The organism is Streptomyces rugosispiralis (assembly GCF_024505145.1).
Taxonomy (GTDB): Bacteria; Actinomycetota; Actinomycetes; order Streptomycetales; family Streptomycetaceae; genus Streptomyces; species Streptomyces rugosispiralis.
In genome coordinates, this window is the sequence record NZ_JANIAA010000039.1 from 1 (window position 1) to 21,405 (window position 21,405).

Consider the following 21,405-nt stretch of genomic DNA (forward strand, 5'->3'; position numbering starts at 1 on the left):
CGGGCGACCGCCACCGGAAAGCCGCAGCGCCGGGCGATGAGCCGGCCGCTGGCCGCCCGCCGCCTGGCGCCCGCACGGTATGACCGGCTGCTGCGCCACGCCGCGGCCACCGCACGCCATCTGCTGGACTCCGGGACGGACGATCCGGCCCTGCGGTCCCTCGCCGAACACAGCGCCGCCCGGCACGCCGGGACCGGGGAGGAGACCGTCCTGGCCGCCTACGATTTCCTGCGCGAGCACTGGCACGCCCCCGATGACGCGGAACTCGCCCGTGCCAAGGCGCGGTGGCGCGCGAGGCTGCTCGCCGCGTGGCCGTTCTCGGTGCACGGGGAACTGGCCGCGGAGCTGGCCGCCCGGCACGGTGTCGAGGAGGGGCCGGTGCCGTGGGGCGTCGAGACCCGCCTCGACGGCGGCGCACTGCTCCTCCTGCCGCACGGGCCCGCGCCGGGTGGCCCTGCCAGGCCGCTGGGCCCGCTGCTGTCCTTCCTCGGTGTCGGTGGCGGCGGGGGAACCGACCGCTGGGAGTGGCTGTCCCGGCAGCGGGAGGACGGAACATCCCTGACCGGCTGCTCGGTGCTCCGCGCCGGGCGGCACGACGCGGGCGGCGTCCTCTGGGCGCGCCGCCTCGGTTCCGGTCCGAACGAGCACACGGGAGCGACAGGATGACCCAGACCACCCAGACCACCCAGACCACCCAGACCGCCCAGACCGCCCAGACCGCCGGCCGGATGAAGCGGTCGCCCGACCACGAGGACGAGATCCTCGACGTCCGAGGTCACCGGGACCCCGACCGCAACCGGCTCACCCCGGTGGTGCAACTGCCCCCGGAGACGGCCCTGGCCGTCGTCGACGCGCTGTCCGGGCTGGTCCGGGCGGCCCACCGGGACGAGGGGGAGCGACCCGCGCCGGCGGGCGAGCTGAAGCGGGCGCAGGTCTTCGAGGAGGGCGATGTCTTCATGGTGGAGCCGCCCTTCCCGGGCTTCTTCGCCGACCGCTACCTCATGGACTTCTACGACACCGCCGCACGCGAGATCTGTTCGCGCATGCACCTGCACACCGGGCTGCGGTTCGTGCGGATGATGACCGGTCCGGACACCACGATCCGCGTGTCCAGCCTGTCGCCGATCACCGTCCGCCCACCGACGGGAGGCTTCGCAGCGCTGTCATGTTTCGCCGACGACTTGCCCGGCACCCCCGACGGGGTGCGCCGCGAGCGGCACAATGTGATCGTGCCGCCCAACTCCTGGGTGGACATGCAGATACCACGCGGAGTCTCACACCAGTTCAACGCGGCCGGCCCGAACGCGGTCATCGACTCGGTGCACCCGGAGGAGTCCATCGAGACCCTCCGGGAAGGGATGTCGGGCTACCGGATGATGGCGCAGACCATCTTCCTCGCCAAGGACAGGAGCCCCGCCGCCACCTGCGCCGACACCGGCGCGCCGGGGACGACCTCGCCACGCTGAGCCATACGGGCCGAGCCCCACGGCCGCCGGACCGGCTTCTCCGCCCCGACCCTCCCGCCCCTCCCGACCCCCTACCCCCCTACCCTCCCCGACCCCGCAGAGATCGGCAGGAAGACGTGAACCCTTTCGACGACCCGGACGGCACCTTCCTCGTCGTGGTCAACGACCAGAACCAGCACGCCCTGTGGCCCACCTTCGCCCCGGTGCCCGACGGATGGCATGAGGCGCACCCGGCCGCACCCCGGGACGTGTGCCTGGACCACATCGAGCACACCTGGACCGACCTCGCACCCGGCCATCCGACCCGCCCCACGGATCCGGCCACCGGCTGAGCCGAGGCCACCGGCCGGCCGATGGTCCGGTCAGGGCTGGGGGCGAGTCGCGTCGCCCGCTCGGCGGCGGAACGGCCCGGGTCGTCGACCCGGGCCGTCTTGTCGCTCAGGTCCCTGGGGGTCCCGTGCGGTTTCTTGAGGTCCCCTCAGAACCCTTCGGGCATGGATCCGTCCTGGTCGATAACGTTGTCGCCGGGGCCGCCGTCGATGTCGTCCTGGCCGGGGCCGCCGAAGAGGTAGTCGTTGCCCGGTCCGCCCTTGATGATGTCGTCGCCCTCTCCACCGTCGATCGAGTCATCGTTGCCGGCGCCGTCGAGGTAGTCGTTACCGGGGCCGCCGTAGATCTCGTTGGCCACGTCATTGCCGATGACGGTGTCGTCGCCGTCCCCGGCCCACACCGCGAACGAGTCGGTGATGGTGTCGTTGCCGCCGTTGCCGTTGGCGTTGGTCGCGTGGCTGATGGTGTCGTCGCCGTCGCCGCCCACCGCGACGGAGGCGCCGATGATGGTGTCGTCCCCGGTCCCGCCGTCGACGTTCACATCGCCGCCGGAGATCCTGGCGCTGTCATTGCCGTCGCCGAGTTCGACGTTGCCCTGGTCGCCGCCGTGGTCCGGGTCGGGGACGGGGACGGTGCAGGTCACATACGTCAGGTCGGTGGCGGTGGGGTGGGTGCAGCCGGTGCCGGCGGTGATCTCGACAACGTCGTCGATGCCGAAGGTCAGCGTGGTGTCGGTCTCGCTGACCCGCTTGATGGTGAGCTTGTTGGTCTGGCCGTCGGCCGCCGTGTAGGCCATCACTCCGTCGGTGACGGTCACGGTGGCCGGCGACGCGGCCGACGACACCGGTGACGACGACGCGGGCGAGGTGGCGGCCTGGGCGTTCCAGGCGAAGAGTCCGGTGCTGGCCGCGACGGCCAGTAAGGCGGCGACGCCGACCGGGCGGACGCGGCGGGAACGCGGGCCAAGGGTGGACACGAAAAGCCTCCGTGGGAAGTGGATCTGATTTCCGATCACCCGTTTCGACGTGGAAAATCCGCGCGGGGTTGTGCCACTCCCATGCCCTGTTCACCGATCTTCTCGAATTCCCATTTCGCGTTCAGCTCTACGACACCGGGAATTCTCTCCGCGTTGCCGGAAGGTGCCTTCTGTGGGCGTCGGGAACTCCGGTGAGTCCCGGAACCGGGCGGCGGAGGCCGTACGGGGCATCGCACAAGGCACCCGCTCCCTTCCTGACAACCGGTTCGTGGCCGCTCGTGCCGGCGGGCCGACGCGGTTCCATCTCCGCCACGTGGCTCAGCAATCCGCACTCCGCCCGTGCCGTCGGGTATGGCGGTATGGGCGGGAGCACACCCTCTCGCCGCCGTAGGCCGGACACGGAGCGGGAGAGCGCGGATGGCGATCGTGGCTCTCACGCCGGTCCGCTGAGGGGGAGCACCGGCCCTCGCTCGCCCTCGGCGGACCGGTCATCCTCGGGGCACACCTGTGCGCAGGTCCATCCGACGCCCCACGTACGCCTGGCAGCCGCGGTACGGAGGGGACCACCGGGCGGTCTCGGACTGCCGTGCCGTGATGAAGCGGCTGTGGAATCCGGCAAACGGCCGTGGGTTCGAGTTCTCCGAACGGGGCTCGTCGCCGAACCGAAGGGTGGTGCGGCCGTAACCGTACTCGGGCGAGCGTGGATTTGCCTGGGGTGCACAGAATTTGCCTGGGGTGGACAGAACGGGAGCACTGAATCTCGGCCCGGCGAGGGGCGCTCTTCGAGCTCCCGGTAGCGTCACGGGAACATTCGCACCGAAGGAGAAGGCAGCCACTCGTGAACCTGGGCATCGTCGGGCAGGCCGCCGGGCTGTTCGCCGTCACCAACATCGACGACATCCTGATCCTGTCCCTGTTCTTCGCCCAGGGCGCCGGACATCACGGCTCCGCCCGCCGGATCGTCATCGGCCAATACCTCGGCTTCGCCGCCATCCTCGCCGTGGCGGTCGCCGCCGCGTTCGGCGCCACCTTCCTGCCCGAGTCGGCCATCCCCTACCTAGGCCTCCTGCCCCTCGCCCTCGGTCTGAAGGCGGCCTGGCAGGCGTGGAAGCACCGCGACGACGAGGACGGCGAGCAGGAGACGACGGAGGGCGGGCCGAAGGTGCTGGAGGTCGCCGCCGTCACCTTCGCCAACGGCGGCGACAACATCGGCGTCTACGTCCCCGTCTTCGCCACCGCCGGAGTCGGCGGCATGAGCGTGTACGTGATCGTCTTCCTCATGCTGGTGGCCGTGTGGTGCTTCGCGGGCCGCTTCTTCGCCACCCGCCCCGTCATCGCCAAGGCCCTCAGCCGCTGGGGACACATCCTGCTGCCGCTGGTCCTGATCGCCATCGGCCTGCTCATCCTCATCGAAGGCGGCGCCTTCGGCCGGTAAGCCTCGGGCGGGGCCGGTAAGCCTCGGGCGGGCTTCGCGGACCTCATCATGCGCCGGATCCACCGAGGTGACCGGGCCTTCAGCCGCGGTGCGGTGGTGCTGTCCGCGAGCATCGGCCCGAACCAGGTGTTCGGCTCGGCGGCCATCGGTTCGGGGAAGTCGGCGGTGACCTCACAGCACCAGGGCACCACCGCACCGTGGCCTGTGCGGCGGTACGGCACCCTGCCGTCGCTCGAATGAGCGTTTGGTGGGCGATTCACAAGCGATCGACGCGCGATTTCGCGGTAGGGTGTGGTGCGGAGGTGAGTTCTTGTCCAGCGAGGAAGAGCTGTTCAGTGCCGTTGACGCGCTGCTGGAGCAGGCCGTGCGGGATCCGCTGCCGGAGCCCGCGGAGCGCAAGCGTCTGCGCGAGGCGGCCGGCCTGACGCAGGACCAGGTCGCGGAGGCTCTGGGGACCCGGCGCGAGGCGGTGGGGAACTGGGAGGCCGGCCGTACCGAGCCGCGGCCGCCGAAGCGTGCCGCATACGCCCGGCTCCTCGAGGGCCTCGCTGCCCGCTTCCCCGCGCCCGGGCCCGGGCCGACCGGCGGCACCTCGACCGCGAGTGCCGGCCCAACCACCGTGCCCGCCGGAGAGTCGGCAGTGCCCGAGGCGCTCACCGGCCCCGCGTCGCGGCCCCCGGCCAAGACGCCTTCGGAGACCACCGCACCGCCCACCGTCACCGCACCGCCCACCGTCACCGCACCGCCCACCGTCACCGCTCCGGCCGCCGCGGTACGCCCGGCGGCCGCCTCCAGGCCGACGTCGACGTCCCGGCGCCCGGGGGCGAAGACCGCGGCCCCGGGGAAGAGCACCGCGGCGGCTGCCGATCCGCGGTTCGCCCACGGCCCACTCGCCGTCATCGACGCCGATGCCGACCGTAAGGTCGTGGCGTACTGCGTCGACGGTCTGGTCCTGGACGTGCCCGCCAAGTCCCTCCCGTCATTGGTGGAATGGGCGTTGACGGAGGCGCGGCTCGGCGCGCCGCGTCTGCACCGCTCGGGGAAGGACGCGGACCCGCTGCTCGTGTTCACCGAGGCGGCGCTGGAGCGGTACGGAGTGCCGATGACGCTGTCGGAGGCCGAACGGCTCGCCGGGCGACTGCCGGAGGACCACAAGGTCATCAAGCAGCTGGCGCGGGCCGACTGGAAGCTGACCAAGCGCGGCTTCGGCCCGTGGGCGCGGATCTACCGCCCGGCGCGGGGTTCGGAACGCGCCTGCGTCCAGCTGTGCATCCCGTCCTGGCACGCGCTGGACTCCCGTCACTGGGGCACCGCAGCCCAGCTGCCACCGGCGGAACTGGCCCGGCTCCTGGGCACGTACGCGTCCCGGGTGATCACGCCGCTCGGCTCCACCGCCGTCACCGGTCTGGAGCTGATGACCGCACTGCATCCGCCGACCCGTGCCTCCAAGCCCGATGCCGACGGCAAGCGGCACTCCGAGCACAACCCCGGCTCGCTGGGCACGGAACAGGTCGCCTGCGCGCCGTGTGAGGCCCCGGACGGGCACCCGCTGCTGGCGGACCTGCCGCGCTTCCACGTCCGCGGCCCCGGCGAGAAGCTGTTCGAGGAGGCGTACGACTGGGCACGGCCGATGACGGACGCCGAATGCACCCTGCGGCACCTGGTCGGCATCGATGTGAACATGGCCTTCGCCGCCGGAGCGAACGGCCTCGTGGTCGGCCTCGGTGCGCCGGCGCACCGCAAGGCACCGGCGTTCGACCCCAGGCTGCCCGGCTCATGGCTCGTCGACCTGTCCCACGTCGACCTGTCCCGCGTGAAGGTCGGCAAGGACAAGTGGGCGGACCTGGACGCCGGTCTGCTGCCCAGCCCGTTCACGCCCAAGGGCGAGCGCCCCGACGGCCCGGCCTGGTACGCCACGCCCACCGTCGCCTACGCGGTGGAGCTCGGCTACGAGGTGCACCCGATCGAGGCGTGGGTGCGCTACGACAACGGCCGCTACCTGGACGCCTGGTACGACCGGCTGCGTGCCGCCTACCTCGCGACGATGGCCGACCTCGGCGTCGACGCGGACCTGACACCGGCGGACTTCCTTGCGGCCATGGACGGCTACAAGGAACGTGACCCCGAGCTGGCGATCGTCGTCTCGGCGATCAAGGCGACGGTCAAGGGCGGCCTGGGCAAGCTGCGCGAACGTCCCCGGGGCGAGGGGTGGCGGCCGGGCGAGCCGTGGCGGGCCCTGTCCCGCCCGACCTGGCGGCCGGACATCCGCGCGGCGGTCATCTCCCGCACGCGCGTCAACCTCCACCGCAAGATCGTCAAGCACGCGGCGTTCACCGGGCAGTACCCGGTCGCGATCCTGTCCGACTGCGTCGTGTACGCGGCCGACGGCACCAGCCCGCTGGACTTCCTGCCCTACCGGGACGGCAGGCCGCTGCCCGGCGGCTTCAAGCTCGGCATCAACCCGGGCCTGGTCAAGCACGAGGGCACCCAGACCGTCCTGTGGGGCGAGGGCGTCCGCGAGCAGTTCAACGCCCCGGAGCTCAACCTCGCCCGGTACATCAAGGACGGCACCGTCACCGATGTCGACAACGGAGAGTAGGAGAAGGCGACGATGAGCCTGTTCGGGGACGGCCTGGACGCCGCGGTACAGAAGTCCTTCACCCGCCCGGCGCCCAAGAGCGCACCCGCGCAGATGCGCTACCTGGTCAAGCAGCTCAAGGGCACCAGGGCGGTCGCCCAACTGCTGCGGGTCTCCCAGCGCACCGTCGAACGGTATGTGAGGGGCCAGATCAAAAAGCCCCGCCCCGATCTCGCCGCGCGCCTGGAGCGCGAGGTGAAGGCCCGGTGGCAGCCGCAGATCCGGGCCAAGGCCCGGCAGAAGGCCGCGACGACCGCCGGCATCGTCATCGACACCCGCGCCCGGCTCGGCTACACCGCGCCGATCGGGACGACGGACCAGGACCGCCTCCGGCACCTGACCGTCGCCCTGCCACCCCAGTACGCCGCCCGTCTCTTCGAGGCCCAGGAGGCCGGCGCGGGCGACCAGCGGCTCAAGGAGATCGCCGCCGAAGCGCTCAAGGAGATCTACTTCCAGGACAACGGCCGCCGCGCCGGCCAGCTGGAGGAGGTCCGCTTCACGGACATCGAGCACCTGGAGTTCGACCTGTAGCAGCCGCACTCCTTCCCCGGGTTGCGTTCCCCTTGTGACTGAGCGTGCCAGTTGGCCGATGAGCGTTGCAGTTGGCGAGCTGAGTGCCGAGGAGGGTGGGCGGCGGTGCGGGGCCGCCATGACCGTGGCCGTGCGGCATCAGGGCAGGAGCCGCGCGAGCTCGGCCATTTCCGCATCAGGGTCCGCCCCGGGCTGGATCACGAGCTCGTTGACCCCTGACTTCTCCAGCGCGTTGATCTGCTGTCCGATCTCGTCCCTGGTACCGATCAGACCGAACTTGTCCACCAGCGATGGCACGACGAGATCGCGGTCCTCGGCGGACAGTCGGCCGAGATAATTGTGGTAGAGCGTGTGGTGGCGGTTGGGGTCGGTGGCGGTGGTACCGCGCAGGTGGAGCAGGAGGTCGACGGCCGCGGACTCCTCCTGAGACAGGGTCGCGCGGAAGGCCGGGTTCTCCACCGCGAGGATCAGTGCGCTCACCGCGATGTGCCCCATCGCGTCCTTGACGGCATCGCCGTACCGGTCCTCGCCGTCGGCGAGAACGTACAGGGAGGAGATGAGGTACGAACGCGTCTCCTCCCTGTTGCCCGCGGCCTGTGCCGCTGCCCGGCGGGCCTGGCCGAGCGCGGACCAGGCCGCGGGGTCGTGCAGCGCGAAGGAGATCATTCCTGTACCCAGGCGGCCGGCGATGGCGCCAACTTTCGGGCCGAATGCAGCCACGACGAACTCCACCGGGTCCTCGGTGTTGACGTAGCCGCCGACGTGCAGGAAGCGCACCCTGCTGGTCCGGGTTCCCTCGCGGTAGTCCGTCTCGCGGTCGGCGGTGAGATCCCGCAGGGCGGCCGTGAACGACTCCAGCTCCACCATCTTCGCAGGCCGCATGCCCAGCGTGCGGCGTGCGGTGTTGCCGGTGCCGACCCCGCAGATGACGCGGCCGGGAGCGAGGGCGTTGAGACTGCTGAGCGCCGCCGCCGCGGCGGGCGCGGAGCGCAGCGCCGGTGAGGTGACCCCGATACCGAGTTTGATCCGGCTGGTGGACTTGGCGCAGAGCGCGAGGCTGACGAATGGATCACCATGGACCATCGGTGTGTCGTATACCCAGAAACTACTGAAGCCGAGTTCCTCCGCGCGGGCGGCCAGGTGCTCCAGACCCGGGCGCGCAGTCATGACGATGCCGGCCCGCATGCTGATCCCTCTCGCCGTCGGGTTCTATGGCTGAACGACTCACGTTGCGGTCTACCCCGGTGGTGGCCGTGATCACGCCCCGTTGAGCGGTGGCTACCCGCCGGTCGGCCCTGGCCCATCGGTCCGCCGGTTCAAGCGCTCAGCTCCGCCAACCGCAACGCTCATCCGCCAACCCGAGCACTCAATCACATCCCCGATGTGACCGAGCGCTTCATTTGGCGAGCGAGCGCATGAGCTGGCGACCGGAGTGCCCGGGGCCGCGCGGTCCCGGTCGAGCAGGACGCCCGGTGGCGGCAGGGGGTGCGCCGTGCGCCGCTGCCAGGCGGCGAACACCACCAGTGGCGCGTGCTCACGTCCGGATGATGAGGTAGCCCGGTGACCGACCACGATGAGGCGGCGGTTGTCCGACCGTTGACACTGGCTTGGGTGAGCCGGCACCTGGAGGCCGGCGAACGGGTCGTCAAGGCTGAGGCGCTGCACGGTGGCATCACGGCCGAAGTGCGGAGGCTGACCATCGGCACGCCGGATGGAGGCATCCGTGACCTGGTACTGCGGACCTTCGTCAACGTGGAGCACGCCGAGGACTGGCTGAACCGGGAGGCCGTCGCCCTGACCCTGCTTGCGGGGACCGGCGTGCCGGCTCCTGAACTGGTCGCGGTTGATCCGACCGCCGGGCATTGCGAGCATCCGTCGCTCCTGATGACCCATTTGGGGGGCCGGACGGTCCTCGACGATGAGGGCTTGGAGGCGCGCGTCCCCGTGCTGGCCCGCCAACTCGTGGCGATCCACGCGTTGCGACCGGCCGAGCGGCCCCGGGGGTATACGGCGTTGACGACCGCCGACACCGTCGTCGTTCCGAAGGGCGCCGACGCGGAGGTATGGGCCGCGGCGATCGACGTGATCCGCCGGCCTGCGCCGCCCTATGAGGGGCGGTATCTGCACCGGGATTTCCACCCCGGCAACGTGCTGTTCGACGATGTGCTGTCTCCGGGGCCGGCTGGTGCCCGGATCACCGGCGTCGTCGACTGGGCACAGACCTCCTGGGGCCCGGCGGATCTCGATGTGGCGCACTGCTGCACCAATCTCGCCCTGCTGCACGGCCCGGCGTGGGGCCTGCGGTTCGCCGAGGCGTACGAGGAGGCCGGCGGGGTGCTGGCCGCGGTCGCGAGCGAGCGGCTGTACTGGCGGGTGCGGGACGGGCTGGCGCTCTCGGAGGAAGTGCGGTTGGTGGCGCAGTCATGGCGGGAGGCAGGGAGGACAGAGCTGACGACGCGAGCCGTGGAGGAGCGGCTGGACGGCTATGTCACCGCTGTGATGGACGCGCTGGGCTGAGCCAAGGCGGTCCGGGGTGCGGCCTCGGTCTCATCGTTCACCCGGCGGGTGCCTGCTCCGGCCGGCTCTCCGGCCTTCCGGAACGGGCACCCGGCGTTCACGGGAGGTGGATCCGCAGGTAGCGGACGCTGGTCATCCAGAGCAGGATGACCACTAGCAGCGCGGCGCGCAGCCGCAGCGTGACTTGCCAGGCGACGAGCACACGGCAAACGGTTGAGCATTATCCATGCCAGTGTTCGAGCGGACGGGTCTCAGGGTGGCCGCTTTCCGCCCTGAGACCGCATCATGCGGGACCGTCATGTCATCGGTCGCGGTTGTCACATCTGGGTCATTGAACCCAACCCAGCCAGCCGGGTTGTTAATGTCGAACAGCCGCTCGCGGCGGCGCGGCCCGGAGGGCACATCAGCCCCCAGCGTCATCTCCCGGTGCGGTACCTCTCGCGGCCCACGGCCGGCGACGGCGTCCGCGAGGGACGCAGCGACGCAGCCAGGTCTCCGTCGTATGTAGTGTGCGGAAATGACACGAAGCGAGCGGCTCGCGGACCCTGTACGCCGTGGACGAGCGCAAGACCGACGGCAGGGGGCCGGTGGAACCGCCCGCGAGCGTGCATGCCCTGTCCGTGTCCGAACGGGACGGCAGCCTGACATGGCTGAACTCGCGGGTCGCTCCCGGCCCCCGGCCGACATTCCTCTCGGTCGACGAGAGGCGAAACATCCTTCTGACCGCCATCCGCGGTGACTTCGAGCACGTCGAGCACGTCGTCCGCACGGACGACGGCAACTGGGCAGTGGAATACATCTACGACGACTCGACCGTGCTGCTCTACCGCCTGGAGCCGGACGGACGGATCGGTGAACTCCGTGACGTGCAGGTGATGCCCGGCCACGGGAAAGACCCGAACTTCTCGCCGCAGGCCGGCGGACACGGTCAGGCCAGCGCTCACGCGCACTGTGCCGTCATCGATCCCAGCGGGAACCACGTGCTGGTGGGAGACAAGGGCACCGACCGCGTCCACGTCTACGCGCTCGGTGACACGCTCGAACTCCTCCACACGCACACGTTCCCGCCGGAAACCGGCCCACGGCACATCGCCTTCGACCCTGCGAGCGGGCGCGCGTTCGTCACCTGCGAGTTCTCGTCCGACCTCGCCTCCTTCGCGTTCGATCCGGCCTCGGGCCGACTGCGTCTGCTGGATCAGGTGTCCACCGTCGCGGCCGGCCACGAGGCCCTGAACGAACCGGCCGAGGTGAGGGGCCGCCCCAACGGCAGGTTCGTCTAGGTCAACAACCGAGGGGAGGACTCGGTCGCCTGGTTCCACGTCGCCGATGACGGCGGGCTCACCCGGATGGGGCATGGGCCCGTCGCTGTCTCGCCGCACCCGGGTGTCGCGGCCCGCAGTTTCGCCTTCGACCCGTCCGGATCGTTCATGCTCGTCGCCGACCGGCCAGCCGACCTCGTGCGGTCGTACGCCGTCGACGGAGCCGACGGGGCACTCTCACCGCTGGCAGAAGCGCACGTTCCGCAGCCCGCGTTCGTCGAGTTCGCGGAGCTGCCCGGCTGATCCCGAAGCACGAGGTCACAGCCACAACGGACCCTCTCTCGTCAGCGACGTGCGCCAGTTTCCCGGACGGTATGTGCCGATGCTGGTTCCTCTCGAGTCAGGCAGAGCCGTTCACATGACGGACCAGCCACGTGAGCATGGTGTCGAGGTCGTCGGCGGCCGCGAGGACCTTGCCGACCACTTCAGGAGTGTGGAGCCACTCGTCGCAGCCGAGGGGAGAGGCGGCGATCAGTGAACGATGGCGCAGGAGGACCGTGCGGGAGTGGTCGGACGGATAACCCCGTGGGGGGCGCTTCATCACGTCCCCGGAGATGTCGTAGCCCTTCGCCCTCAAGTCATTGACGATGGCCGAGAGTTCGTGGCCGCTTCCCTCGGCGGCGACGGCCTCGCGGAACATGGTGACCTGGCCGGGGTCGGGATACCACCAAGCGCCCTGGATCCGCAGGCCGTCCAGGTCGAACCGCAGACCGATCTCGACCTTGCGGCCGAGCCGGATCACCGCGCCCTGATGCTGCCACCACCAGGAGTTCGTGCGGTAGTGCCAGACCGAGAAGTCCTCGTACCGGGGGTCGGCGTCCGCCACATCATTCAGCAGCGCGATCATCGGCTGCCGGACGAGACGTTCGCGATCCGCACGGTACCGCTCGCGCACCACGTGAGACGGCTCGCCCTGCAGATGCAGCAACACGTCCATGGCCCGCTCCGGCCAGCCGGTGAACCGTCCGCTCATGCGGGCACCACAACCCACGAAACCACCCACCAGACCTACGCATGCCAATCCCGCACAGGCCTCCATCGAGTCCATCGAGGCTGGGGGGCTTCCCGGACCCTGTGCGGCCGGCCTGCGACTCTCAGGAAGGAGATGCCGCGCCGCGCTCAGCCGTACCAGCGGCCGCACCCGGGGCGGCAGCCGAGTACAAGACGGACCTCCGCTGCTTGGTCCGGTGAGCTTCGCCCTTGGCCACGAGCGACTCGAGAGTGCCGCGCACGACCGTGCCCTTGATCTCGCGATCCGGGAGGGCCTGAGTAAGGGCCGCGGTGACCTCGGCTGCGGAGCGCGGTTCACCGTGCTGGACGAGGTCACCGTGGATGAGGGCGCGCAGGGTGGGCGCACCCGCTTCTCGCACCCGCTTGGTGCGATTCCCGCCCGACTCCGTCCCCTTCCGCTTGCCGCCGGCGGTGTCGGTCTTCTTCCTCGGCTTGCGCGACGGTGACCGCTCCGCGGACTTCGGCGCGGCGGACGCACCATTCTCAGACCCGCTGACGCCGGTGTTCTCCGGCACGTCACCGGCGGCTTCGTCGCCAAGGCTCTGCCGCATGCCGAGCAGTAGCGCCCGGTTGTTCTCCAGCACCAACAGCTGCTGCTGCAGTGCCGTGATCTCGGAGCTGAGACGTTCGTGTTCGGCTGTGTTGTGTTCGAGATCGGCGGTGATCTGTGACGCGTATTGGGACTTCAGATTGGTGTTGTCGGCAGAGGTATCCATCACAGGCTCCCTCGTCTGGGGCTTTTTCATGTTGGTGGTGGATAGTACCTCCGCGCGATGGCTACGTGACTACTGACTTCAGCCGGCAGGCGTGCAGGTGATGCGGGCGTCGTGGCAACTGTCCGCGAAATCGGTGAGCGCGGTCACTTCGTGCGGGGCTGCCGACAGGGCCCAGCGGGACTTCGCCACCTCCACTCCTCGATGTACCGGCAGCGGGCTCCCGGACCGGAGGGAAGCCACTCGGTCGGGTCCCGATCGGCCTTGGAACGGTTCTCCCGAGGACTCACCGCGACGAGGGACCTGGCGTCGCCGATGTCGTCCAACCCCACCGCGGACGTCACGGTCATCACCGTGATCTGACGCGGCGTCATGCCGATCGACTTGAGCATGCCCAGGGGCACGACGGCGTTCCCGGGCGTTCAGCAGAACCGTGTTGAAGACACCCGGAGCCGCCACGATGGTCAGCAGCACGGTGAACACCGCCGAGAATGGCGGCTTCGACACCTTCGACCTGGCCTTGGACCTGCTCATCGAACCCGACCTCACACGCCGGCGGTAGAAGGACGAAGACGAGTACGCGTGCGGCTCCGCCGCGCCGGGCGATCTTCGGTGCGATGCCGCGCTCGCGTGGGTGGCGACGGCAGACACCGTGGCCGTCGCCGCGGTCGGCATATGGCGTGCCGGGCCTGCGGCGGGGCCTGGACTTGCGGCGGGGCCGATCCCGCTCGCCCCGTGCCGGGGGCAGGCTGTCGATCAGGGCAGACCCGGGCGGTGCCCGCGGTGCCCGCGGTGCCCGCGGTGCCCGCGGTGCCCGCGGTGCCCGCGGTGTCAGTGAGTGATCGTAGCGTGTGCGCGTGACCCAACTCATGCAGGCCTACTTCTACTTACGCCCCTCGGCCGTGCGCGATTCCACGGCCGGGCGCGCTCTCGCGCTGGAGACCTCCGGCGGTGCCACCCCAGCCGGCGAGGCGGCCAACCCCCATTTCTTCAACGGGTTCCTGACCGCGCCGGCCGCTGCGGCGACGGCGCTGCTCGCGGTCGCCGACGTGGCGGCCGCCCGCTACTACCAGCCGAACCGCTGGCCGAGGGCCAGACCCTCGCTCGACCCGGTGGTGACGGCTGACGGCGACCGGCTGCGGTTTGAGTCCTTCTCCGGCTGCTGCGGTGTGTACGCCCGGCTCGATGTCCTCGCGTCCGGCCTCGACGGTGACGATGTCGGGCACGGCACCACGAACGTGGACATCAATCTGCCGCTGCGGCGGGCGCTTGCCGGGCTCGGCGGGCTCGACCCGCTGCATCTGGCCCTCGGGCCGGATGAGTTGACGGTTCGCACCTTCGACGGCGAGTTCGTGGAGAAGCAGGTTCCGCTGCCGGAGCGCTGGCTGCGCGGCTTCGCCGAGGCCCAGGTGCTCGCGGCGGGCTCCGCCCTTCGGGCCGAGGTGCCCGCCGCGGAGGCGGCCGCCATGCTGCGGGCGCTGCCCCCGCCCACCCGCCGCTCCGATGCCCGCACGACACGCTGGGTGGTGCCCGCGGGCCACACCCTGCGTCCCACGTCCAGGCCGGCGCCGGGTGCCGTGTGCCTGCCCGGGCCGGAGCGGCTGCTGACCCTGCGGACGGTACTGCGGCACGCGACGACCGTACGGGTGTACGCGCCGACCGCCCCGGCCGAAGCGGACGGGACCGCCGCCGTCGCGTGGGAGGTCGGACTGCCGGGCATGCGGCTCACGTTGATGATCTCCCAGAGCGCCTCGCGAGGTTTCTCCGGCGAGGGTGGAGTGCTCCACGACCTCGCCACCGGATCCGCGGCGGCCGACGCGGAACGGGTCGGTGAACTGCTGGCCTGGGAGCCCAGGATCGATGTCGCCGAGTTGTCCGGGCAGGCAGGTCTGCCCGCCGACCGGGTGCGGGCCGCGCTGACCATGCTGGGGACGTCCGGTCAGATCGGCTACGACCTCGCCGAGGAGGCGTACTTCCATCGCCACCTGCCGTACCACGTGGGCGCCGCGGAGACCCGCAATCCCCGGGTGCGCGGGGCGCGGGCGCTCGTCGCGGACGGGTCGGTGCGGCTCGACGGCACGCTGGCCCGGGTCGGGACGGGCGACGACGCCCATGTGGTCCGCACCGACGAGACGTCGGGACAGCTGAGCTGTACCTGCTTCTGGTGGGCGAAGTACCGGGGCGGACGCGGTCCCTGCAGGCACGTGCTCGCGGTGGGCATGGTGCGCGGCACGGCGGCGGCCGCCGAAGCGACGGCGAACACGGCACGATCGGAGACGGCACGATGAGGCTGGTCCAACTCGCGGAAGCCTGCGACGTCGAGGGAGTGCTCCGGGAACTCGGCGCCCTGACGCCGGACGAACGCGCGGCACAGGCCGACGCGCTGGAAGCCCGGCGCGTGACGCTGCGGGACGGCTGGTACACCCGCCCCGAAAAGGAGCGGGGTGCCCAGCTCGCCGCCGAACTCGGATGCCGGACCGACCCCGTGGCCGCGGCCGAGTGGATCCATCAAGAGGACAACCACGGAGTGCTCGGCCGCCGCCTGCCCCTCGGCGGCACGTGGATGCTCGACGTCGTGAACCTTCACCCTGTCGCCTGGCGGGCCGAACTGGCCGCACAGCTCGCCCAGCAGTGGGAGCCCTACTCCCAGGAAGAGGACACGGCCCAGCTCATCGAACATCTCGTCCATGACACGGGCTGCCCCCTCCCGACCACCGACGGGTTCATCCAGGGCTGGCTGAGCAGCCGCCACCCCGGCCGTCGGCACCCCGCACACCTCCGCGGTGGGGCCCAGCCCGGTGGCAGCCTCCTGGAGCGGCTGCGCGCGGACGACCTGTCGCCGAAGCTCCTCCCGCTGGTGCTGGAGCGACCGGGTATCGAATTCGACGTGCACATGTTCCACCACGTGTGGGACGCCAAGAGCCTGACGCACGCCATGGAGAACACCATGCTGGGCGTGTTCCTCGGCCTCTCGGCCGAGGGCATGGTCGACCGCGGCGCTCTGATCCGGCGTGTCTTCTCCGAACTGGCCGCCACCGCGGATCAGGTGTCGAGCGCCACGGATGTGCTGAAGGTACTTGACCTCACCCCGGCGGAACGCGCCTCCGTGTCCCGCGAACGCGCAACGATCGCCGGGCAGCTGCTCTCGCAGGTGCTCCAGGACGGCCCGCGCAGGCAGACCGCCCCGCCGCTCGCCTACCTGCGCGCTCTGGCCCTCACCCCAGCCGAGAACGCGCCCGCCATGCGGGACCACGTGGCACTGCTTGACCTGTCACTGCCGGTGGCCACCTACGCCCAGGAGGTCCTGACCGGTCTCGACGAGGCCGGGCTGCTGGAGCCCGAGGTGCTGACCGAGGTGTGCGAACGGGTCCTGCTCCGCCCGGAGAAGAAACTGGTCCGGGCCCAGCTCACCCGGCTCGACCGCGCGGCCCGGAAGGACCCCGCGCGTGCCGCCCGGACCGTGCTCGACGCGGCGACGGCCTTCGAGCACCGGGACGTCGACGTGCAGGAGCGCGCCCTCGACGTGATCGCCCGGCATCTCGGGGCCGCGGGCGACTCGGTACTGCCCGAGCTGCGTGCGGCAGCCGCACGGATCAGCCCTGGTCTCGCGGCCCGCGCCGCCGACCTGTTCGGCACCGGCCCGGACCATCTCACCGAGCCGTACGCGGACACGCTGCCCGCGGTGCCCGAGCCGCGCCCGGTGCCGGACCCCATCGAGACGGCCGTCGAGGTCGCCGAGGAGGTCGCCGCGGTCGTCGCGAACGACCGGGATGTGGTGATGTTCGAGCGCGCCCTGGACGGGCTGGTCCGCCACGCCCACCTCGACCGGGTCGCGCTGGCCCGGGCGCTGAAGCCGGTCATGCGTCAGGAGCCCGCCTGGTACACCGACTCCACTCAGTCGGACGTGTACGACGTGGCCGCCGCGCTCGTGGGCGAGGAGCCGAGGGAGCGCCACTTCGCCGCCCGTCTGCGGTCCCATGGCTTCACCCCGGCCGGGGACCTGCTGGCGGCGCGCCTGGCCGAGGCTATCGACATCATCGAAGCCGACGCGCAGCCGTTTCTGCTGGCCGTGCCGACCGATGCCACCGGTGCGCTGGAGGCCTCCGTACTCGTGGGGCGGATCTCGGTGCTCGACGGACTCGGTGTCACCCCCGCGCCGGTCGACCTCGCCCAGGCGCTGCTGCGCGTCACCACGACCGTGGACGAGAAGGTACTGGCCGCGGCAGGGGAGCTGAGATCCGAGGCCGGGCGGCGGCTGGCACAGTGGCTGCACGAGGGCGGCCTGCCGCACCGGGACTCCGAGCCGGAGAACTGGCCCGGCGACCACCCGGGTAAGAGCCTGACCGACTGGTTGAGATACGAACGCCCCCAGCCGATCACCGGTCCTCCGCTGCTCCCGGCCGCCGCGGCCCTGCTCGGGCCGTACCGCCCCTCCGGCTTCTCCGGGATGCTTCCCTTCTGGCTCGCCCAGTTGCCGCACCACCGCGAAGTCGTGCTGGCCCGCGGCAACTTCGGTTACCTCGTCTTCATACAGAACTGGGCCCCCACCCTGCCGTTCGCCGCGGAATCCGGAGGCCCTGCGGGATTCGCGCTGCACATGGCGCTGGTGTACAGCCTCACGTACGAACAGCCGGTCGAACGCGACGCGGGGGTGGACGCACTCCTCGTGCTCGCCGCGCGCGGACAGCTGAACAGCGACCTGCTCGGACGACAGCTGGCCGAGGTGCTGCGCGCCGAGTGGAACCTGGCGCACCGGGTGACTGCCTCCCTGCGGACGGCGGCCGAGACCGGCGCTTACGCCACCGTCTGGTCCGTGCTCGAAGCCGCCCTGCCCCACCTGCTGCGCGACCCTGTGGTCCGGGGCGCCGGACCGCTGCTCGCCCTCGGCGTCGACTGCGCCTCGCGCTGCGCGGCGAAGGGGGAGATCCCCGCGGTCACGGCCGTCGCGGCGGGCTCCGCGTCGAGCCAGGTGGTGAAGAACGCGAGACTGCTGCGCGACGTACTGGGCTGAGCGGTCCCGGCCCGCTTCGGGGTCCTACCGTCGTCGAGGGCTCCGCGTCCCGCGACGCACGGCACCGGACCACCCGCCCGAACACTGAACCCGGCACCCGATTGTCAGTACCTTTGCGGGTGCCGATCATTCATCCACACAGGTCGGGAACCTGATCACGGATCTTCGGTTCTCCTCGGGGGCGGACTTGGTCCACCTCGCCCTCCGCCTCGCCCCTCCGCCTCGCCCATTTCCGTGACGGACCTGGAGGTCGGCCAGGCAACCTGGGTGCCGGCCGGGATTCCGCACCGCTGTAGCGCCCTGGCCCACCAGGATCTCTTCGTCGACGCCGGATTCCCGGAGCACTTGGTGACCACGCAGCTCGTCGCGGACATTGAGCGTCGGTGATCGGCCCCTGCAATCCCACCGGCCGCAGCGGGGCAGGCCATCTGCTGATCTGCGTCGACATCCGCGCGATGGCCGACCCGGCCGAGTTCGAGCGGCGGATGGAGACCCTGGTCGAACAGACGAAGTCCACCCCGACCGCCCCCGGCACAGCCGAGATCTTCGACTGAGCGCTTCAGCCGACCGGTTGAGGTGCGCCCGCTGTGCTCGTCGTTCTGGGCGTGGGACGGGTTTCGGGCGCTTGCGCGGTTACGGGCGTTCGGGTTCCATGTCGATCACGTACTTCCCCTAGGCACGACGACTGCCAAGTGATGATCACGGCCGCGGCCGGAGAACTCCTGCACCGCGCACAGCAGGCAGGCACGGTACGACCCGGCGTGCACACCGAAGACCTCCTCGCGTTCGTCAACGCCATCTCACTCGCCACCGAGCATCACGATGACGACGTCCAGGCGAACCGACTGCTGGACATCGCCATCGACGGCATCCGCCTACCCCGGTGACACCCCCACCCCCACCCCCACAGCTCAGGGACACCCCTCCTGCCACCAGAAGCGTCATGGCCCCGCACGTCTGTGAAACACCCCGCCATGCGGCGGTCCTCCGCCTGCGGCGATCATGTTTCATGGGTTGTCGCAAACGGCTGGTCTTCTGAAACGCCTTCTTCACGGTTGCTGCCGTGTTGGGGTCGTGGAAGCGCACGGACGCGTCGTGCTGTGTCGTCCTGGCGGTTGGCTCTGGTCACCATGCGTTTATGACCGGGGCGTCAAGTTCGTGCTGCCGCCAGGACTCGTTGAGGCGGGCGAGCCGGTCCGCGGTGGCGATGCCGCGCAGGGACGCGACCTTGCCGTCGCTGACTTCGAACGCCACCGCGCCCACGACCCGGTCGTCGATCACGGCGAGGACGGCCGGGGAGCCGTTGACCAGCGCGATGTGGAACGCGGGGGAGCCGCCGGCCAGCCGCCGCTTCGCCGGAGAGGGTTTGAAGCCGGCCCGCACGTAGGAGGCGATGCGCTCGCGCGTCGTGTACCGCAGCAGCCGCCTGGCCAGTCCGTAGCCGTCCGAGACCGCGGTCGCGTCGCCGGTGAGCAGCGCCACCAGCCGTTCGGTGCGCCCCGACGTGGCGGCGGCGAGGAACTCTTCGACGATCCGGCGCGCGGAGGCGGGGTCTACCTCCTCGCTGCCGCGGCGCTCGGCGGCGACCCGGCGTCGGGCCCGGTGGACATGCTGCTGGCTCGCGGACTCGGTGATGTCGAGGACCCCGGCGATCTCGACGTGGGGGTAGGAGAAGGCCTCACGCAGGACGTAGGCGGCCCGCTCGACGGGCGAGAGGCGCTCCATGAGGGTCAGTACGGCCAAGGACACCGATTCACGCTGCTCGTAGGTGTCGGCCGGGCCGAGCATCGGGTCGCCCTCGAGGAGCGGCTCGGGCAGCCAGTCTCCGACGGCTCGCTCGTGGCGTGCCTGCGCCGAGCGGAGATGGTCGAGGCAGAGATTGGTGACGACCTTGGTCAGCCACGCTTCCGGCACCTCGATGCGTTCCCGGTCTGCGTCCTGCCAGCGCAGGAACGTGTCCTGCACGGCGTCCTCGGCGTCGGCGGCCGAGCCGAGCAGACGGTACGCGAGCGAGGCCAGCCGGCCCCGGCTGGCCTCGAACCTGTCGATGGCCGCGCTGTCCATGCGGAGCAGCCTATGCGGCGACCCTCGCACCGGACTGGTCAGGCGCGGTGGCCAGGCGGCGCTTGCGCTTCGGCATGCCGAAGGTCGGGTGGGCGATGCCCCACCCGGACCCCTTGAGCACGCCCGACTTGAGCAGCGCGGCGGTCCGGCCGCCCAGGTACCAGGACTTCGACCGGACGTCCCCATCCACCATTTGGAAGATCGCGTCCCGCCGCCCGAGGCTGATGTGGTTGCCGTGGTACTTCAGCCCGGTGGTCGGGATCTTGCCGCCCGTCAGGCGCGCGATGATCGCGGCGGTCGCCTGCATGTTGGTGTAGCCGGCCGAGGCGCAGGACATCGGCAGCGGCCGGCCGTTCTCGCCGATCGCGTAGGCGCAGTCACCGGCGGCGTAGACGTCCGGGTGCGAGACCGAGCGCATGGTGCGGTCGACGACGATCTGGCCGGTCTCGGCGACCTCCAGGCCGCTGGCGGCCGCGATGGGATGCACGACGAACCCGGCCGACCACACGGTCACGTCGGCCAGGATGGATCTGCCGTCAGCGGCGATCGCCCGTGCCGGCTCGACAGCTTCGATGCCGGTGTGCTCGTGGATGGTGATGCCGAGCCGGTCGAAGGCCTGGTACAGGTGACGGCGGGCCTTCGGCGAGAGCCAGGCGCCCAACTCGCCGCGGGCGGCAAGGGCGACCGAGAGGTCGGGCCGGGACCCGGCGAACTCGGTGGCGGTCTCGATGCCGGTCAGCCCCTCACCGACGACCAGCACGGTGCCGCCCCGGCTCAGACCGGCCAGGCGCTCGCGCAGACGCAGTGCCGAGGGCCGACCGGTCACATCGAAGGCGTACTCGGCCACGCCGGGGACGCCATGGTCGGCGACGGAGCTGCCGAGCGCGTAGAGAAGCGTGTCGTACACCAGCTTGCCGTCGCCGTCCTCGCCGGTCACGGCGACGGTTCCGCGCTCGGGGTCGACGTCGGTGACGCGCGCCAGGCGCAGCCGCACCCCGGTGCCCGCGAATACGTCGGCGAGCTTGCGGAACGCGAGGTCCTGGCCGATCGCGAGCTGGTGGAGCCGCATCCGCTCGACGAAGTCGGGCACGGCGTTGACGACGGTGATCTCGGTGTCGGCGGGGGAGAGCCGGCGAGCCAGATTTCCGGCGGCGAAGGCCCCGGCGTATCCAGCGCCGAGTACGACGATGCGGTGCTTCATGGCGTTGCTCCTGTCTCGTTCGCGTGCCCCTTGAACGAGACGGAACTCCGATTGCTGACAGGAACCGGATGTGACGCGGGTCACCGACTTTGGGCGAGCGGCTGGGCCTCCGCCAGGCACTGGGGCCTGTCTTGGGCAGTCGAAACGGGGCGGCCCCCCTGCTGTAAGCGCGGCATTCTGGTCGAGACCGAGC

General features: G+C 70.9%; 19 protein-coding genes and 2 pseudogenes. 15 read left to right on the forward strand and 6 right to left on the reverse strand.

Features of this window, described 5'->3' with window-relative positions; translation table 11 throughout:
• The 3 genes and pseudogenes from NP777_RS37175 to NP777_RS37185 form a co-directional block, all read left to right on the forward strand.
• Nucleotides 1–666, forward strand: a pseudogene (locus NP777_RS37175) (class I adenylate-forming enzyme family protein); the annotation flags it as partial.
• A complete protein-coding gene (locus NP777_RS37180) occupies nt 663–1,466 on the forward strand; it encodes a hypothetical protein (RefSeq protein WP_256654599.1) in 804 nt (267 codons plus the stop codon). The pseudogene NP777_RS37175 and the gene NP777_RS37180, both read left to right, overlap by 4 nt.
• Before the next feature lie 116 nt (nt 1,467–1,582).
• Nucleotides 1,583–1,798: an MbtH family protein gene (locus NP777_RS37185; protein ID WP_256654600.1), complete on the forward strand. Its 216-nt coding sequence runs from the start codon at nt 1,583–1,585 to the stop codon at nt 1,796–1,798.
• A gap of 146 nt (nt 1,799–1,944) precedes the next feature.
• Here NP777_RS37185 and NP777_RS37190 read toward each other — a convergent pair whose 3' ends face one another.
• Nucleotides 1,945–2,772: a calcium-binding protein gene (locus tag NP777_RS37190; RefSeq protein ID WP_256654601.1), complete on the reverse strand. Its 828-nt coding sequence runs from the start codon at nt 2,770–2,772 to the stop codon at nt 1,945–1,947.
• 838 nt (nt 2,773–3,610) lie between these two features.
• Here NP777_RS37190 and NP777_RS37195 point away from each other — a divergent pair.
• The 4 genes from NP777_RS37195 (at nt 3,611) to tpg (ending at nt 7,376) form a co-directional block, all read left to right on the forward strand.
• The gene (locus NP777_RS37195) at nt 3,611–4,207 is read left to right on the forward strand and encodes a cadmium resistance transporter (RefSeq protein ID WP_256654602.1); all 597 of its coding nucleotides are present in this window, start codon (nt 3,611–3,613) and stop codon (nt 4,205–4,207) included.
• Between the two features lie 48 nt (nt 4,208–4,255).
• On the forward strand, nt 4,256–4,447 hold the full coding sequence (locus NP777_RS37200; protein WP_256654603.1) for a hypothetical protein: 192 nt from the start codon (nt 4,256–4,258) through the stop codon (nt 4,445–4,447).
• Between the two features lie 70 nt (nt 4,448–4,517).
• Nucleotides 4,518–6,806, forward strand: a complete 2,289-nt coding sequence (gene tap / locus NP777_RS37205) for a telomere-associated protein Tap (protein ID WP_256654604.1) — start codon at nt 4,518–4,520, stop codon at nt 6,804–6,806.
• 12 nt (nt 6,807–6,818) lie between these two features.
• Complete coding sequence (tpg, locus tag NP777_RS37210; RefSeq protein ID WP_256654605.1) at nt 6,819–7,376, forward strand: telomere-protecting terminal protein Tpg; 558 nt, start codon at nt 6,819–6,821, stop codon at nt 7,374–7,376.
• Between the two features lie 138 nt (nt 7,377–7,514).
• Here tpg and NP777_RS37215 read toward each other — a convergent pair whose 3' ends face one another.
• On the reverse strand, nt 7,515–8,561 hold the full coding sequence (locus tag NP777_RS37215) for an LLM class flavin-dependent oxidoreductase (protein ID WP_256654606.1): 1,047 nt from the start codon (nt 8,559–8,561) through the stop codon (nt 7,515–7,517).
• Between the two features lie 426 nt (nt 8,562–8,987).
• On the opposite strand from NP777_RS37215, the gene NP777_RS37220 reads away from it, so the two are divergent.
• Together NP777_RS37220 and NP777_RS37225 are read left to right on the forward strand one after the other, a co-directional pair.
• On the forward strand, nt 8,988–9,893 hold the full coding sequence (locus NP777_RS37220; protein WP_391858649.1) for a phosphotransferase family protein: 906 nt from the start codon (nt 8,988–8,990) through the stop codon (nt 9,891–9,893).
• A 545-nt stretch (nt 9,894–10,438) separates the two neighbouring features.
• Nucleotides 10,439–11,455, forward strand: a pseudogene (locus tag NP777_RS37225) (lactonase family protein).
• Between the two features lie 97 nt (nt 11,456–11,552).
• Here the strand turns inward: NP777_RS37225 and NP777_RS37230 are convergent.
• Nucleotides 11,553–12,185 (reverse strand): DUF2461 family protein, encoded by a 633-nt coding sequence (locus tag NP777_RS37230; RefSeq protein WP_256654608.1) that lies wholly within the window; start codon nt 12,183–12,185, stop codon nt 11,553–11,555.
• A gap of 121 nt (nt 12,186–12,306) precedes the next feature.
• Nucleotides 12,307–12,939 (reverse strand): hypothetical protein, encoded by a 633-nt coding sequence (locus NP777_RS37235; protein ID WP_256654609.1) that lies wholly within the window; start codon nt 12,937–12,939, stop codon nt 12,307–12,309.
• 430 nt (nt 12,940–13,369) lie between these two features.
• Between NP777_RS37235 and NP777_RS37240 the strand changes: the two genes are divergently transcribed.
• The 6 genes from NP777_RS37240 (at nt 13,370) to NP777_RS37270 (ending at nt 18,834) form a co-directional block, all read left to right on the forward strand.
• Nucleotides 13,370–13,498, forward strand: a complete 129-nt coding sequence (locus tag NP777_RS37240; protein ID WP_256654673.1) for a hypothetical protein — start codon at nt 13,370–13,372, stop codon at nt 13,496–13,498.
• Nucleotides 13,499–13,805: 307 nt separating this feature from the next.
• Nucleotides 13,806–15,224: an SWIM zinc finger family protein gene (locus NP777_RS37250; RefSeq protein WP_256654671.1), complete on the forward strand. Its 1,419-nt coding sequence runs from the start codon at nt 13,806–13,808 to the stop codon at nt 15,222–15,224.
• Nucleotides 15,221–17,947, forward strand: coding sequence for a DUF6493 family protein (locus NP777_RS37255; RefSeq protein WP_256654610.1), 2,727 nt, complete (start codon nt 15,221–15,223; stop codon nt 17,945–17,947). Before NP777_RS37250 ends, NP777_RS37255 begins: the two co-directional genes overlap by 4 nt.
• Before the next feature lie 234 nt (nt 17,948–18,181).
• Nucleotides 18,182–18,334, forward strand: coding sequence for a hypothetical protein (locus NP777_RS37260; RefSeq protein ID WP_256654611.1), 153 nt, complete (start codon nt 18,182–18,184; stop codon nt 18,332–18,334).
• On the forward strand, nt 18,331–18,501 hold the full coding sequence (locus NP777_RS37265) for a hypothetical protein (RefSeq protein ID WP_256654612.1): 171 nt from the start codon (nt 18,331–18,333) through the stop codon (nt 18,499–18,501). The genes NP777_RS37260 and NP777_RS37265 overlap by 4 nt, the downstream gene beginning before the upstream one ends.
• 51 nt (nt 18,502–18,552) lie before the next feature.
• Nucleotides 18,553–18,834, forward strand: a complete 282-nt coding sequence (locus NP777_RS37270; protein ID WP_391858651.1) for an SbtR family transcriptional regulator — start codon at nt 18,553–18,555, stop codon at nt 18,832–18,834.
• 238 nt (nt 18,835–19,072) lie between these two features.
• Here the strand turns inward: NP777_RS37270 and NP777_RS37275 are convergent, their stop codons facing one another.
• Nucleotides 19,073–20,011: a sigma-70 family RNA polymerase sigma factor gene (locus NP777_RS37275; RefSeq protein WP_256654614.1), complete on the reverse strand. Its 939-nt coding sequence runs from the start codon at nt 20,009–20,011 to the stop codon at nt 19,073–19,075.
• Between the two features lie 10 nt (nt 20,012–20,021).
• The gene (locus NP777_RS37280; RefSeq protein ID WP_256654615.1) at nt 20,022–21,212 is read right to left on the reverse strand and encodes an NAD(P)/FAD-dependent oxidoreductase; all 1,191 of its coding nucleotides are present in this window, start codon (nt 21,210–21,212) and stop codon (nt 20,022–20,024) included.
• Nucleotides 21,213–21,405: the final 193 nt, after the last annotated feature.